Raw genomic sequence first — 15,833 nt, forward strand, 5'->3', positions numbered from 1 at the left:
AAGACCAACTGCTAGCCCTTCAATCCCAACTATTTTGCCCCTTTTTTATCCCTTTTTTCCCTTTCCTATTCTCCTGCAAAAGTCGAGGACCAGGTAACAAGAACCGCCCGTATCCTGGTGCAAGTTATGCGCGCATAACCTGCACCGGCTATTCTTGAGGGGGAGATTGGCGGGCGCGTTTAATTTCACTGCGATGGCGCTTCTTTTGCAAGCGCTGTTCATGTGAAGCGCGAGTGGGTTTGGTTTTGCGCCGGACTTTGAGGGGTTTGGCCGCCTGGCGGATCAGGTCAACCAGGCGCTGGCGTGCATCCTCCCGGTTGCGCTCTTGCGAGCGGAAACGTTTGGCCTCGATGATTAACACGCCCTCGTCGGTGATGCGGCGGCGGGACAGGTGCAGCAGCCGTTTGCGGATTGGGTCTGATAGCGACGGCGAATTTGCCACGTTAAAACGGAGTTGCACGGCAGTATCTACCTTGTTAACATTTTGACCGCCCGGCCCCGACGCCCGCACAAAGTTTTCTTGAATTTCGTTTTCGTCAAGTTGAATGGTTGGAGTGATTTTGATCATTCTTTTCCAATTTTACTTTCTCGCCTCTCTCTATTATATCGGCTTGGGCCTGATTTGCCTATCCTCACCTGGGCAATTTTGGCAGCGGCGTACTTTTTGTGAGGTTGGCAAATGTGCTTATAATGCATATCGTGTGATTGCCTACCCCGCCCGGCGCTGGTATGCCAACCGGGTTGAAGGCCGGCCGCCCCCGGCCCAACAGCCGGATAAATCGGGAGTTACGCCCGTTGAAGAAAGTAAATCTGCCTGAAAAAAGAATTGACCTGACGGGCCTGGCCGCCTGCCTGAGCCTGGCCCTGGCTTTTCGACTGCCCGGGCTGGCCGTTTTTTTAACCGCCGATGAGTCTCGCTCTTGGTTGGGGCGCTCAATTATTTTTCTCAACTCCCTGGCCCGCGGAGATTGGGCCAACACCGCGCCGGGAGGCTCCGTACCCTTTATCCAAAATGTCTCCCTCAGCCCGGCCCCCGGGGTTACCACCATGTGGGCCGGGGCGTTGGGCCTTATATTAGCTTACGTTCAACAGGGGGCCACTGTTTCGCTGCCGCAATTTTTGGCCAAAGTCCCGTTTGACCCCCTTGATCCGGCCATGCTCTTTTACTTGCGGTTGCCGGGGGTATTGGTGGCCGGATTGGTCGTTGGTTTGACCTACTGGTGGAGCCGGCCCTGGCTTGGCGGGTGGGGCGCGTTTTTAGCCGCCGGGCTGCTGGCCCTGGACCCCTTTTATCTGGCGCTTTCCCGCGTGCTGGGCCACGACGCGCCGGTGGCCGCTTTTATGTGGCTTTCCCTCCTGGCCTTTCTCCGCGCCATGGCCGCCGGCTCAAATGAACCCTCTGCCCGCTCGCCGCTTGCCTCTGTTCTCCCGCATCCCTTTCTCCTGCTCTCCGGCGCTTTGGCCGGGCTGGCCTTTCTCTCCAAGTATCCGGCCCTCTTTATGGGGCCGTTCATTGCCGGAGCCATGCTCTTTATCTACTTGGGCCAGGCTCATGCCGAACAAGCCGCGCTAAAACAGTGGTTGATCCATCTGGCCGGGTGGTCTGTGGCTGCGGGGGTGGCGTTTATGTTGTTTTGGCCGGCCATGTGGGTCAACCCTCTTGGCCCGATAACAACCATCCTCAACGACGCCCTGCGCGCTTCCGGCAGCGCCCATCAAAAAGGCAGCTTCTTTTTGGGCCAACCCGTCCCCGACCCCGGCCTGCTCTTTTACCCTTTGGTGGCCTGGCTGCGCAGTTCGCCCCTTGTTCTGGGCGGGCTGGCGCTTTCCCTCTGGCCGCTTTTACAATCCCTGTTACGCCGTCGTAAAAAAAATATCCCCCTCTCTCTCCTCTCCCCTCCCCCTTCTCTCCTCTTTATCTCCTGCCTCTGGACCTACATTCTGCTCTACACCCTCCTGGTTACCTATGGCGGCAAAAAACAGGATCGTTACCTGCTCCCCGCCTTCCCGGCCATGATCACGCTGGCCGCAGTGGGCTATGTTTATGTATCACGCATCACGTATCACGCATCACGCATCACGCTTTATGTGCCGCGCCCCAAATGGCTTGTCCTTGTGACCCTGCTCTTGCTGCAAATCGGCCTGGTGTATCCCTCTTATCCCTACTACTTTTCTTACTATAACCCCCTGGCCGGGGGGGCGAGAGCGGCGGCGCGTTTAATTCAGGTAGGCTGGGGCGAAGGTTTGGACCAGGCCGCGGCCTACCTCAATACCCTGCCCCACGCCGAATCATCTCGCGCAACCTCCTGGTACAGCACCACCTTTGAGCCTTATTTTAAGGGCCGGGCCATTTACAAAATTGAAGAAGAGAAAATCTCGCGCAGCGCCAAGCCGGGCATTGCCGCCGACTACGTGGTATTTTACCTGAATCAAATCCAGCGCCGTTTGCCCTCCGAAGGCGTGTTGGCCTACTTTCAGCAACAGGAGCCGTTGCACACCGTTGTTCTCAACGGCCAGGAGTACGCCTGGATTTACGCCGCGCCCGGCGTGTCAAACATCCTGGCCGGTGAAGCGCGCCTGGTGGGCCAGGCCGAGTTATTGGGCTACACCTTGTCTGATGAAGCGGGCCGGCCCGTAACCGCCGCCTACCCCGAAAGCGTTGTTTTCCTCTCGCTTTATTGGGAGTGGCAGGGAAAAGCCGAAACCGAACCTATCCAACTGAGCCTGGTTGATGCCGATGGTAATACCCGGGGCTGGGGTAATCGCATTGAAACCGCGGCCCCCATCCCTTACGCCCAATGGCAGGATGGGATGATTGCGCGGGATGATTTTGCCCTGGTTATTTTTGCCGACACCCCGCCCGGCGAGTACCGGCTGGCCGCCTGGATCGAGCGGCCGGCTACGGGCGAAACCGTGGGCGTATTTCCCTTAGAAAACGAGGCGATGGTCCGGGTTGCGCCGCGCCCGCCTGAATAATGACTTATGAAACTTGTTCATCGTTTAACCCCCTGGCTGATACCCGTGGCCGTTTTTATCCTGGCCTTGTCCGTGCGGCTGCCCAAACTCGGCAGTTTTGCCACCGCCGACGAACCGTTTTGGCTGGAAAGCTCCCGCTGGTTTGCCGCCGGTTTATTGATCCCTGATGTTGAATGTCCCCCGGTCAAAGGAGGGCGCCCGATGCCGGCCTCCGGTTTGGGCTGTACCCTACAGTCGGCGCATCCCGGAGTGACCACGATGTGGGGCGGCAGTTTGGGCGTATTGGCCTATTATTGGCAGGCCGTTCGCCCGACGGGTATTGATCTGTCCGCTTTTTTGCAGGCTCCCCTTTCGCGCAATTTGGACCCCGTTCTGGTTGGCTGGGCGCGTTTGCCTGGCGCCGTTTTGGCGGCGCTATTTTTGGCGATCTTTTATATTCTGCTCCGCCGGCTGTTTTCAGAAGCAATAGCCCTGCTCGCCGCCCTGCTGCTTGTTTTCCATCCGGTCCATCTGGCCTATTCCCGGGTGCTGCACCACGATGCGCTGGTGACCACCTTCATGCTTCTCTCAGTTTTGACCATGCTGGGCTATTGGCTAAAAGGCCGGCCTCGTTCCTGGCTTATCTTTTCCGGCGTTATGGCCGGGCTGGCCTTTTTAAGCAAAGCCGTTGCCTGGCTGTTACTGCCCTATGTTGCCGTTGTTGGGATCATGAGTCTATTTTATCGAGAGCCACGCCGGGGATGGCCTGTGCGGCCGTGGTGGTCCCTGCTGGGTGAAGGCGTTGGGTGGGCCGTATCGGCCGGGTTCGCCTTTATCCTCTTTTTCCCGGCTATGTGGGTAACCCCCGGACGGGTGCTGGCGGTAATGTATGAGCAAAATTTTGCCATGGTGGATAGAGGGCACGAGCACTATTTTCTGGGCGCAGTGTCCGATGACCCCGGCCCTTTGTTCTATCCGCTGGCCTGGCTGTGGCATACCTCGCCCCTGGAGATCATTGGCTTATTGGTCTTGCTGGTAATGGCCCTTCGTTTGTTTTTGTGGCAAAAAATTTCCCGGCGTCCGGTAGAGCTGGCTTTGCTGATATTTGTGGTAATGTTGCTGCTCTTTGAAACCGCCTCCGGCAAAAAAATGGCCCGTTATTTTTTGCCCGCTTTTCCGGTAGTGGCCATTTTTGCGGCCTATGGCTTGCTCTGGTTGGGCCGGGGTTTGGCCGGTTTGGTCAGGCAGCAGCAATCTCGCTGGTTGCTGCCTCTCCTGGCCGGTTTTATTATCCTGGCGCAGGGCGGCCTGGCCTTGACCCATTTCCCTTATTATTTAACTTACGCCAACCCCCTCTTTGGCGGCCCGCCGGTGGCCGCGCGTTTGATGACCGTGGGTTGGGGCGAGGGCCTTGAACAGGCCGCCGCTTATCTCAACACCCTGCCCAAGGCCGAATCCTTAACGGTGTCAAGTTGGTACAACGACATTTTCCAGGCTTATTTTGTGGGCCGGGAAACCAGTTTTGCCGACGACGGCCGCGCCCAACTGGCGGCAGATTACGTGGTGTTCTATATTAGCCAAATTCAGCGCCAAAAACCCTATCCGGGCCTGGTGGATTATTTTCGCTCCGGCCGGCCGGTTTTTGTGCTCAGGAATGAAATGTGGGGGATCAGCAGTTCAACCACTATTGTCCCAAACGACAACCAGGTTCATTGGGTGGAGGTCTACCAGGCCCCTGCGGCGCAAAGCGCCAATGGCGATCCTGAAATTGAAGGCGTGGCTCAATTGTTGGCGTACAAAATAACCGGCCCCAGAGTGGGCGATCAAGATTCCGCACCTCTATCCAGGGACGATTTAGCTGTTACCCTTTTTCTGCGTGTTCTTGGCCCCTTGCCGGAGGATACCACCTTTGGCGTGGCTTTGACCGATGGTGATTTGTGGGGCCATTGGACCTTGACCGAAGTTAAAGGAGTTTGGGTTCAGGATAATATTATTGAATGGCGCGGCATATTAAGCCTGCCGCCGGAAATGCCGCCGGGCGACCATCAACTGTGGGCAGCTTTTCAATTTAAAGAAGGCCCGGTGATTGCCGAATTCGCCGTTTCAGAAAAAGACCCGCCATTGCAAATTCACTAAAGCTGGCGCAACCATTCTTTTTTGCTTTTATGAGAATTTAAATTGAAGCGACAAAACCTGCAAAGCGGAATTTCAAATTTTAATTGGCTTATCTGGCCGGCTGTGCTTGGCCTCATTTTGCTCATGATCTGGCCGCGTTTGACCGCCCTCAACCAATATTTAATTGTGGATGAGGCCGACCGTTGGCTCTGGGCCAAAGATTTTGCCTATGCCTTGAGCCAGGGCCATTTGGCCGGCACGCTGATTGGCCACGGCTATCCCGGCGTTGTGCCGGCCTGGGCCGAGAGCATCTGGATTTTTGGCGAAGCCGCCCGCCGCTCCGTGCTTGAGGGGCAATGGATTGGCGAGCCGGGCCTGTACCTTCTTTTTCACCAGTGGGATCGCGCCGAGTTTCTCAGCCAGCAGCGTTTGCCCCTGGTCATCCTCAATACCGTTATTGCCTTGAGCATTGTTTGGCAAGTTTGGCGACTTTTTGGCAAAAAAGTGGCGCTGTTGGGCGGGCTGCTGATTGCGCTTGACCCTTTTTACCTTAGCGACTCCCGGCTCAATCGCTCGGAAGCCCTCATTACCGGCTTGATGACGCTTTCGGTATTGGCCTTGATTTTTTATGGCCGCCGGCGGCGTTTTCGTTACGTCCTCATCTCCGGGGTCTGGGCCGGATTGAGTTGGCTCACCAAAATTCAAGCCCTGGTGCTATTGCCCGCTGTGGCCGTTATCGCGCTTTGGCTTTATGCCGATGATGTAAAAAATATCTGGCAGCAGATAAAGCATGGCCGTGCTGTTGGGGATATTTTTCGACCCGTGAAAGGGATGGTTGGGTTTGGAGCTGCTTGGGTTTTGGCAGCCGGTTTAACCTGGCTGATTGTCTGGCCAGCCATGTGGGTGGCGCCGGGGCAAACCCTGGCCGAGGTGTATGATTACGCCACGCATATGTCGGGGGCTGAAGGCGCCAACGTTTTCTTTTTAGGAGAAACCTACCAGGACGCCGACCCCGGATTTCTCTTTTATCCCCTGGTTTTTTTACTCCGTATCACGCCCCTCGCGCTGCTGGGCCTGGTGGGCGCGGGCGTGGCCGGGCTACGGCGGCAAACGAAAAAAAAGAAAAACTCGCCGGAAGGCGGGGGGCCAACCGCAAAGAGTGACGCGCCTGAGCCACAAACCTGGTGGGGGTCGGGCAGCGCCATCCTGGCAATTTATATTGTGGTTTACGCCTTGAGTATGTCTTTTGGCAGCCATAAACAAGACCGGTACCTGCTGCCGATCTTTTTGAGCGTGGATATTTTGGCCGCCATTGGGCTGGTTTATTTTTGGCTGGCGCTTAAGTTAAAACTTCAGGCCACGTCGCCGGGGAGCAAACCCATTTATATCCAGATGATCGGGGGGGGCTTGCTGGCCGGGTTAGGGGTGCTGCAAATCGTCACCGTGCTGCCGCATCATCCTTACTACTTCTCTTACTTTAATCCCCTGTTCGGCGGCGGCCAAACAGCCGAGCGCGCCATGCGCATTGGCTGGGGCGAGGGCATGGACCAGGTGGGCGCCTATTTGGCTTCTAAGCCCAACAGCGCCGAGTTGGTGGTGAGTTCTCGTTTCACCCATAACATGTTAGGGTTTAAGGGCGAGTTGTTCTCATTGGGCACAGACGGTCGCTGGACCAGGGCCGATTATATTGTGCTTTACATTCAGCAAGTGCAACGCAGATTGGACCCCAGCCCCGGCTTTCTGGATTATTTTCAGGCCCGTACGCCCGAAAAAGTGATTACCCTGGGTGGCATTGATTACGCCTGGATTTATCCGATTCCCTTTTCCACCCCGGCCAACCCGCAGGTGAGCGTCATCCCCGGCCAGGCCGCCTTGTTTGGTTACAGTTGGGAAAACAAGCCTGCACAAACAGGCCACACTGCCGGTCAAGCATCAGGTTGTGCGCCCCGGCTGCGTTTGCTCTGGGAAAACCAGGGGTTATCGGCGGACCGGCAGTTGGCCGTGCGGCTGGTGGGTTCCGGCCTGGCTACAGCGTGGACGCCCTGCCCGCCCGACCCTGCCTTTATCACCCAGGCTCGCGCGCCGGGCGACTTTGTGGAAAGTTTGTGCCGGCCTGATATTGCCAAATTTTCCCCCGGCACCTACACCGTGGAATTTGGTCTGGCCCCGGCCTCTTTTGAAGAATTAGACCCGGCGGCGATAGAAGTTTTTCCCTTTCCCGCAGGCTGGCACGCCGCCCGGCTCACGGCCGGCGGCCAAGTTCAGGATACGCCGGAGCTTGAACGTTTTGACGCCATTGCCGGGGAAACCATTCCCCCTCCGGCTCACCGGCTGGATAGAGTTTATGCGGGCCGCCTCAGGCTGGCTGCTTACCAACTGGCGCCGCCTGAACCCAGGCCCGGCGATACCCTGACCTTAACGCTTTATTGGCAGCCGGTCAAAGATGTATCCATTCCCTTTAACCGGGCCAGCAACACCGATAGTTGGCGCACGGATTATTATGAATTTGATAAAGAAATCAGCAAACCGGTCCGGTTGACGGTGCAACTGGCCGACAGCCGCAGTATTTCTTTGGGCCGGCTTGATGCCGAGCCGCCGGTTAGAGAATGGCTGTTGGGCGAAGTGATTACCACGACCCATCGGTTTGAGTTGGCCCCTGACCTGGAGACACCCCTGGCGGCCAGGATAGAAGTGACCCTGTTGGATGAAGCCGAAATACCGATGCCGGCCACTACCCTGGCCGGGGAAAAGCTGGAAGCGGTCCTTGCCCTCTTTACCATTGCCCCCGCCGTGTGGCTTGAGCCGGGCCAGGACTCCTGGCCGGAAAATTGGGTGGAAGTAGGCGCTGCCTGGCAGAATGGGATCAATTTAAAAGGGTGCAGCACCTCATCGCCAAAACCCCAACCCGGCGAAACTCTGGCGGTCAACTTGTTTTGGGAAACAAACCGGCCCCTGGCCGAAAATTATGTGGTTTTTGTGCATTTAGTGGATGAAGCGGGTCAAATCAAAACCCAGCACGATGGTTTGCCGCGAGCCGGGGCGTATCCAACGCCGTGGTGGCCGCCCGGACGGACGGTGGATGATGGGCACGCCCTGGTTCTGCCGGAGGATTTGCCTGAAGGTAGATACCAGTTGGTGGTAGGGCTTTATCGCCAGGAAGATGGGGTACGGCTGCCCCTGGCAGATGGAACTGATAGTGTGGTGATAGGTCTGGTTGAAGTAACAAGGTAGCAAGTAGCAAGGTTGCAGGTGTAGCAAAGATTTACCCCTCATCCCCTTTGCTACCTTGCTCCATATTACGGGACGATAAAGTTATGCTCTATGATCCATTGGCAGGTGGTGTCTGCGGTCAGTTGGTGGCCGGTTTGGTTGAAGTGGGCGTCCTGCTCAAAGTAAAGAGAGGGTTTAGTGGGGGTGTCGTAGGCCCTGAACACGGGCAGCAGGTCCAGGGTAGGGATGTTTTTTTGGGTAAAAAGTTGAGTTAGCGCCTTGTTTGGCGCGGCAATGTCCCAGTTAAAGTCAACGGTGTTAAGATCATACCGGGAGGCATACTTTTTGTATTCTTCTTGATAATAACGTTCCGCCGCTTGCGCCCGTTCCGGGATGAGCAATACTCCCAGGGCGGCGTTATTTGCCGCGGTTGTTGTTTGCATTTGCCAAAAGATTTCATCAAGGATGGCCCAGGCCTGGCTGAGTTTGGGCGGGGTAAGGGGACTATCGGGAAAACCGGAAACGTAGAGCATCAGGTCAAGATCGTTTTGAAAAGACTCGGCGGCTGCTTCTTCCTGGGATGAAGAAAACGGCCCAAAATTAGTCAGCCATGCCTCCCCATGATCGTCGAGCCACTCCTTGATTTTAGAATCCCGATGGCTCAAAACATAATAAAGTTTGGAGTAACGCCGCAGAAATAATTCAAGTTTTGGCACAGGCTCATAAGGGCTGGGGTGTTGCCAATCCACCCACGTTTTTTTGAGCCGGCCGGTTTCATCCAGCTCAATCAAATATCCCCCCAACGACTCAAACCAGCCGTCTTCTGTTTCTCTGGAAGCGTAGGCATTAATATCGTTGCCCACAAAAAAGGCCACTAACACCAGGTCCGGCTCGTAGCGCAGTCCTTCGTATTGCAAAAAGAACAACTCTTCCGCGCTGGCGTAATAGCCGGTGCCGCTGTTGATCACCTCAATGGGTTGGGAATAGTGTTCATTTAAACAACCCGCCAACCGTTGGGGAAAACCGGCGGCAACGGGCACGTGAAGACCCTCGGCAAATGAGTCGCCCAGAATCAAAATGCGATACACGCCCGGCGGTTTTGGGTAGGCATGTTCAACATCATGCAGCCCCTGCGCATTTATTTGCACCTGCACGTCAAATTCACTTTCTAAGGTGTAACGGGCGGTGGCATTGGGCTTGAGCCGCCAGCCGACGTAGGGATCAATTTGATACAATTGATACCGCAGCGGGCGGCGGGTAATGAGCAGGTTCAGGGTTTGCGCAGGGATTAAACGCAGGCCAATTTCCAGGGCTGCCGCGCCCACGAACAGCCCAAACAGAATCAGGCCAGCATACTTGAAGAGATGATGAAGTTCAAATTTCATAAAAAGAAATAGCCTTACTGCCAGACAATTTCTAACAGCCGGTTTAGCCGGGCTGATAAAACATGAAGTATATGGTCCTTTAGTTTTTCGGTCAACTTGCGGCGATGCGGGTAATCTTATTGACTCTCTGTTCCGGCGACGCTTTGCCAAAAATTTGGAAAGTAGTAAACTAACTGTTTTGTTTGCCTTTGCCGTGATTTTGCCCAATTTTTGATGTGGGCCAGGATATGCTCCCGTGTTATTCAATTCGATTGAATTTTTAATTTTCTTTCCCCTGGTGGTGGCGGTTTATTTTGCCACGCCGCATCGTTATCGCTGGTTGTGGCTGCTGGCGGCCAGTTATTATTTTTACATGAGCTGGAAAGCCGAGTACCTCATCCTGATTGTTGTTTCCACCTTGATTGGCTATTTTACCGGCCTGCGCATGGGGAAAATCCCTGAAAAGTCAAACCGCAAAAAACTCTTAATTCTCAGTCTTTGCGCTAACCTGGGCATTTTATTTGCCTTCAAATATTTCAACTTTTTTAACGACTCTTTGCGGGCGATCTTTAATCAGTTGAATCTTTTTTACAATGTGCCCGTGTTCCAGGTGCTGCTGCCGGTGGGCATCTCCTTTTATACCTTTCAAATTCTCAGTTACTCCCTTGACGTTTACCGGGGCCATAAAGAGCCGGAAAAACACCTGGGCATTTTTGCCCTCTACGTGGCCTTTTTCCCGCAACTGGTGGCCGGCCCCATTGAGCGCTCCACCCGCTTGCTGCCCCAATTTTTTGAACATCATCACTTTAATTATCAGCGGGCGGCGGACGGAGTGCGCCTGATGGCCTGGGGCTTTTTCAAAAAAATCGTTATTGCCGATAGATTGGCCCTGATTGTCAACGATGTGTACAACCACCCCACTGAATACACGGGTATGCCCCTGATTATTGCCACCTATTTTTTCGCCTTCCAGATTTACTGCGATTTTTCCGGCTACTCTGATATTGCCATCGGCGCGGCCAAAGTGATGGGCTTTGATTTGATGCAAAATTTCAATCGGCCCTATTTTGCCAAATCCATCCGAGAATTCTGGCAGCGCTGGCACATTTCACTGTCCAGTTGGTTCAGGGATTACGTTTATATTCCCCTGGGGGGAAATCGAGTGACCCAAGGGCGTTGGTATTTTAACCTCATGGTCGTTTTTTTATTGAGCAGCCTCTGGCATGGCGCGGCCTGGACGTTTGTGGTGTGGGGCGGCTTGCACGGCCTGTATCTGCTAGTTTCTATTTGGACCGCCGGCCTCCAGGCGGGCCTGGAAAAGTTTTTGCGGCTTGACCGCGCCCCTCTACTTCAAAAACTCATCCGGGTGGGGCTAACGTTCAACCTGGTTTCCTTTGCCTGGATCTTCTTCCGGGCCAACTCCATCGCCGACGCTTTTTACATTGTCCGTCATTTGTTGGTGGGACTGGAATTAAAGACCAATTATGGACTGGCCGGAGGTTTTTATGGTTACATTTTTGGGCTGGTCATGATTATCTTCTTGCTGGCGGTGCAAGTGGGGCAGCGACGGGGTAGCATCAGACAATCCCTGGCCCTCAGCCCCGTTTGGCTAAGATGGGCGGTTTATTACGTATTTATTTTTACCATTTTCACCTTTGGCTATTTTGGCACAACCGAGTTTATTTATTTTCAATTCTGATTCCAGGGTCTCATCAACTCAATTGAGAAAAACGGGCGGATGTGGTAGAATTTGTGTGAAGGAAACATCTCAACAGGAGCTTCTCATGACAGAAACTACGCCCGACCTTAAAAGAGTGGTGGTGCAACAGGGCGCCACAGACGCTGAACCGTTATTTGAAGTGTATCATCTTTCGCACGATCTGCGCGGGCCTCTCAATTCCATCTTGGGTTTTACCGAATTGTTATTGGAGGAAATTGAAGGGCCGTTAACGGATATTCAGCAAGAAGATATTTCGGCCATCAACCAAAGCGCCCAGAATCTTTTGCGCTTGATCAACAACATGGTTGATTTGAGTAAAGTGGATGCCGGCCGCCTGGAAATCAATACCGAGGATGTGTCGTTACATCAAATCTGCCGTTGTATCATGGCCACTGATTCTGACTGGCCTAAACCCGATCAGATTGAGCTAACAGTTGACCTGCCGGAAACGCTGCCCTTATTGCAAGCAGATAGCAGCCGGGTAGAACAGATGTTGGGCGAGTTACTCGGCCTGGCCTTTCGGCTGAAGGGGATGGGAGAAGTAATTGTTACGGCAAACAGTAATGGCCAAGAGGTGACCGTGGGGGTATCTGTGCCGGGGGTAGTTGTTTTGGGCCAGGAGTTGGAAGAATATTTTCGGCTTATTATCAAAACGGATGCGGCGGGTCGCAGCCAGTTGGGGCCAGGCGGGCTTGGCTTGCCTCTGGTCCGGCGTTTGGCCGAAAAGCACAAGGGCCGGGTTTGGGCCGAAGAGCAGGCCGGGGCAGGAATTATCTTTTACTTGAGCTTGCCGGCGGCTCAAGGAACAAGCCGGGCTTAGTGAGGAACGGATCATGCGTAATGCGCCCGGCGTCGTCCGGCTTGAATAGACCTTGCGTATTGCATATTCCGTTTAGGGAACACGTAATACGCAACACGCTTTGCAAAAATACTCCGGTACAATTACGCATAATAGGTTGAGGAGTTATTTTTAGATGATTGAAGGCAAGTATGCCCCCCTTTTTGCATACCTGCAACAGCAGCCGGATTCCGGCTTGCTGGAGTTGAGCTTTGCCGAAGTGGAGGAAATTCTGGGCAAACCTTTGCCGTCCCGGGCCTACACCACCCGCGCTTGGTGGTCGAATACCCAAACGGCCCAGGGGCGCGCCTGGCAAGAGGCCAAATGGCTGATTGATGATATTGACTTTGAAACCAAGTGCGTTGTCTTTCGCCCGACCCGGATCTCTTACCGGGTGACGCCGGCGCGGAAATCGCCGGAATGGACGGGGGAGCAAATCAAGGCGTTACGCGAATTTGCCGGATGGACCCAGCAAGAACTGGCCGACCGTTTGAGCGTGCGCCAACAAACCGTCAGCGATTGGGAATTGGGTATTCATACTTCTCATCGCTCCACGGCCAAACTGCTGCAAATGATTGCGGAGAATATTGGTTATCTCTATAAGGTAGATACGAACGAAACAAAAGATTGAGACTTGACATCTACACGGTTTCGTGTTATATTTTAAGCATTGACAAGAAGCGGGTTATGGCTCGCTTATATTTTTAATTGATGATACACGTAACCGTGTAGAAAACAAAAAGGAAACCTCACATGGAACAGAAACATTATGACCTACCGGAACTCATCAAACGTTGGGAGCGGGAACAGATAACTACCGAGCAGGCGGTAGGGCAGATTCTGCTATGGCTGGAATTTCTGGTCAAACGGGTGGCCAGGTTGGAGGCGAATCAACAGAAGCTCATCAAAAGTAACGAACACAGGCCGGTGTAGTTTGCCATTATTGAATTGGTCAATCACTCACCCCAATCACCCCTTCTTCGGCCAACTTATCTATCTCACCGGCGCTGTAGCCCAATTTCTGCATAATTGGGCGGGTGTGTTGGCCCAGTTTGGGGGCCGGATTGGCCGGAATCTCCGGCGCCGCCGAAAGATGCGGCGTGGTGCGGGCAAACGTATGCGGGCCAACCTCCGGGTCGTTTATCTCAACCAGCATTTGGCGGATGCGGAAATGCTCATCCTCAAACACATCTTTGGCGGTGTAGACCGGGGCGGTGGGCATCCCGGCGGCGTTGAGCGTTTTCACCACTTCGGCCCGGGTTTTGTCGGCCAGCCACGCCTCGATGATGGGTTGCAGAAAATCGGCGTTAGCGGCGCGTTTGGGGGCAGTGGCGCTGCGGGAATCGTCTACCAGATCGGGGCGGCCAATAGCCGTGGCCAATCGCTGCCACACAATATCATCCGGCACGTTGAGGGCCACGTAACCATCCTTACACTGAAACGCGCCGCGCGGCCAGAGATGTTCCAACTTGCCCCGTTTGGGTTCCTGGCCCGTGGTGGAGTAGAGCGTAACCATCCGTTCGTTGAGCGCCAGCATATTATCCAGCATAGACACGTCAACCAGTTGCCCCTGACCGGTGCGCTGGCGCATAAACAGGGCTTGCATAATGCCGTAGGCGGCAATCATGCCTGAGTAGACATCGGCCATGCCGTACAGCGTGTAGGTAGGCGGTTTGTCTGCAAAGCCAATCAGGTCCATCACGCCGCTCATGGCCTCGGCCACAATGTCAAAGGCGGGCCAATTGCTGTAGGCGCTCTGGTAGCCGGGCAAACGACCATAGCCGGAAATCATGGCGTAAATCAGGCCCGGATTGAGGGTTTTGAGATGTTCATACCCCAGGCCCATTTTGTCCATTGCCCCGGGCCGCAAATTTTCCACCACCACATCCGACACGCCTACCAGTTTGCGTAACACTGCCTGTCCGGCCTCGTCGCGCAAGTTGAGGGCCAGGCTTTTTTTATTACGATTGTAGCCAATGAAGCCGCCGGCTTTTTTCACCCCATCCTTTTCAAAAAAAGGCGGGATCGCCCGGCGAGGATCGCCCGAACCGGGCCGCTCGATTTTGATCACCTCGGCCCCGGTGTCGGCCAAAAGCATGGTGCAGTAGGGGCCGCTCATGTATTGTTCCAACCCAATCACGCGAATGCCGGTGAGCGGGCGTTGTATGTCTGTCATCACTTCATCTCCTAAAAAATAGTTCACGGGCATGTAGAAATTTTTATTCATCCAACCATTCCACCACGGTAGAAACGCCCATGCCCACGCCCACGCACAAGGTGGCCAGTCCGTAGTAGGGACGTTTCTCACCAGGGGCGCGACGCTTCATTTCGTGCAGCAGCGTGACCAGGATACGCGCCCCGGAGCAGCCGGTGGGATGGCCCAGGGCAATAGCGCCGCCATTAACGTTGGTGATGTCGTGACGCATGCTCAATTTGCGCATAACGCCTAAAGCCTGGGCCGCAAAGGCTTCGTTGAGTTCAATGAGGCCGATGTCGTCCAGGTTCAGGCCCAGCCGTTTGAGAACTTTTTGGGTAGCGGGGACCGGCCCGTACCCCATCACGCCGGGGTCAACGCCGGCCACGGCTGACCCCAGCCAGCACGCCATTGGTTTTAGCCCTAACTCATCGGCCTTTTCTCGACTCATCAGCAGGAGCGCGGCGGCGCCGTCGTTGATACCGCTGGAGTTGCCGGCCGTGACCGTGCCGTTTTTGCGAAAAGCAGGCCGCAGTTTGGCCATCACTTCCAGGCTGGTATCCAGCACGTAATGACCATTTTCAAGGCGATAGCGGGGATGCTCATCGGTGTCCACGATCAGAGGGTCGCCCTTGCGTTGGGGCACAGCAATGGGGATGATTTCGTCTTTAAATTTACCGGTTTCAATGGCGGCTACAGCCCGCCGGTGACTTTCCAGGGCAAAGGCATCCTGGTCGGCGCGGCTGATGCTCATTTCCTCGGCAATGTTTTCGGCGGTTTCGCCCAAGCTGATAATGGGATATCGCGTCTCCATGTTGGGGTTGTAGTAGCGCCAGCCCACGGTGGTATCCCAAATTTGGGGGTGTCCCACCGGCTGGGGTCGCTCCGGTTTGGGCATAGACCAGGGCGCGCGGCTCATTGATTCCACGCCGCCGCCAATAAACACATCGCCCTCGCCAACGAGGATGGCTTTGGCGGCCTGGTTCACCGCTTCCAAAGCCGAGGCGCAGTTGCGATTGAGGGTAACGCCGGGCACTTCTGCCGGAAAATCGGCCAACAGGGCCGACATTCGGGCCACGTCCCGATTGTCTTCCCCGGCCTGGTTGCCACAGCCCATGTAAATGTCTTCAATGAGGGCGGGATCAAGGCCGGTGCGGGTCACCAACGCTTTCAACACTTCTGCCAACAGGTCGTCGGGGCGCACGCTGGATAGCGCGCCGTTATGTTTGCCCACCGGCGACCGGATACCATCAATGATAACCACTTCTTTCATAGAATTGCAGTCCTCCTTGACCAATTTTGCAATAAATGGGCCGGAAGGGTTGACCAAACCTTATCGGCCTTTAATTTAACCTTTATATGAGTTACGCAGTTGGACGTTTAAATGTCATTTCGAGCGAAGAATAAGCGAGAAATCTCCAAGAAACTCGCCTGCAA

Annotated in this window: 11 protein-coding genes; 7 read left to right on the plus strand and 4 right to left on the minus strand. The window is 54.8% G+C overall.

The genetic code is table 11. The annotated features are described in order from the left end of the window. Window positions 1-148: 148 nt before the first annotated feature. Entirely contained in the window at window positions 149-568 is a 420-nt protein-coding gene (arfB, locus tag JW953_22750; protein MBN1995525.1) for an aminoacyl-tRNA hydrolase, read from the minus strand. 227 nt (window positions 569-795) lie between these two features. Between arfB and JW953_22755 the strand changes: the two genes are divergently transcribed. Genes JW953_22755 through JW953_22765 form a run of 3 tightly spaced genes read left to right on the plus strand, consistent with a single transcriptional unit; the run spans window position 796 to window position 8,301 of the window. Next, complete coding sequence (locus JW953_22755) at window positions 796-2,976, plus strand: glycosyltransferase family 39 protein (GenBank protein MBN1995526.1); 2,181 nt, start codon at window positions 796-798, stop codon at window positions 2,974-2,976. 6 nt (window positions 2,977-2,982) lie between these two features. Next, window positions 2,983-5,091 carry a glycosyltransferase family 39 protein gene (locus tag JW953_22760; protein ID MBN1995527.1) on the plus strand — a complete coding sequence of 703 codons (2,109 nt, stop codon included), beginning with the start codon at window positions 2,983-2,985 and terminating at the stop codon, window positions 5,089-5,091. A 42-nt stretch (window positions 5,092-5,133) separates the two neighbouring features. Then, window positions 5,134-8,301 carry a glycosyltransferase family 39 protein gene (locus JW953_22765; protein MBN1995528.1) on the plus strand — a complete coding sequence of 1,056 codons (3,168 nt, stop codon included), beginning with the start codon at window positions 5,134-5,136 and terminating at the stop codon, window positions 8,299-8,301. A 65-nt stretch (window positions 8,302-8,366) separates the two neighbouring features. Here JW953_22765 and JW953_22770 read toward each other — a convergent pair whose 3' ends face one another. After that, entirely contained in the window at window positions 8,367-9,665 is a 1,299-nt protein-coding gene (locus JW953_22770) for an SGNH/GDSL hydrolase family protein (protein ID MBN1995529.1), read from the minus strand. Between the two features lie 235 nt (window positions 9,666-9,900). Between JW953_22770 and JW953_22775 the strand changes: the two genes are divergently transcribed. The 4 genes from JW953_22775 to JW953_22790 all read left to right on the plus strand — a co-directional run bounded on the left by JW953_22775 (window position 9,901) and on the right by JW953_22790 (window position 13,135). Next, window positions 9,901-11,343, plus strand: coding sequence for an MBOAT family protein (locus tag JW953_22775; GenBank protein ID MBN1995530.1), 1,443 nt, complete (start codon window positions 9,901-9,903; stop codon window positions 11,341-11,343). Between the two features lie 85 nt (window positions 11,344-11,428). Then, window positions 11,429-12,184, plus strand: coding sequence for a HAMP domain-containing histidine kinase (locus tag JW953_22780; protein MBN1995531.1), 756 nt, complete (start codon window positions 11,429-11,431; stop codon window positions 12,182-12,184). Window positions 12,185-12,338: 154 nt separating this feature from the next. Next, the gene (locus JW953_22785) at window positions 12,339-12,833 is read left to right on the plus strand and encodes a helix-turn-helix transcriptional regulator (protein MBN1995532.1); all 495 of its coding nucleotides are present in this window, start codon (window positions 12,339-12,341) and stop codon (window positions 12,831-12,833) included. Window positions 12,834-12,955: 122 nt separating this feature from the next. Then, entirely contained in the window at window positions 12,956-13,135 is a 180-nt protein-coding gene (locus JW953_22790) for a hypothetical protein (protein MBN1995533.1), read from the plus strand. 19 nt (window positions 13,136-13,154) lie between these two features. Here JW953_22790 and JW953_22795 read toward each other — a convergent pair whose 3' ends face one another. Both JW953_22795 and JW953_22800 read right to left on the minus strand, forming a co-directional pair. Next, window positions 13,155-14,378 (minus strand): CoA transferase, encoded by a 1,224-nt coding sequence (locus JW953_22795; protein MBN1995534.1) that lies wholly within the window; start codon window positions 14,376-14,378, stop codon window positions 13,155-13,157. A gap of 43 nt (window positions 14,379-14,421) precedes the next feature. Then, window positions 14,422-15,669 carry a thiolase family protein gene (locus JW953_22800; protein MBN1995535.1) on the minus strand — a complete coding sequence of 416 codons (1,248 nt, stop codon included), beginning with the start codon at window positions 15,667-15,669 and terminating at the stop codon, window positions 14,422-14,424. Window positions 15,670-15,833: the final 164 nt, after the last annotated feature.

Source organism: Anaerolineae bacterium (assembly GCA_016931895.1).
Classification (GTDB): domain Bacteria; phylum Chloroflexota; class Anaerolineae; order 4572-78; family J111; genus JAFGNV01.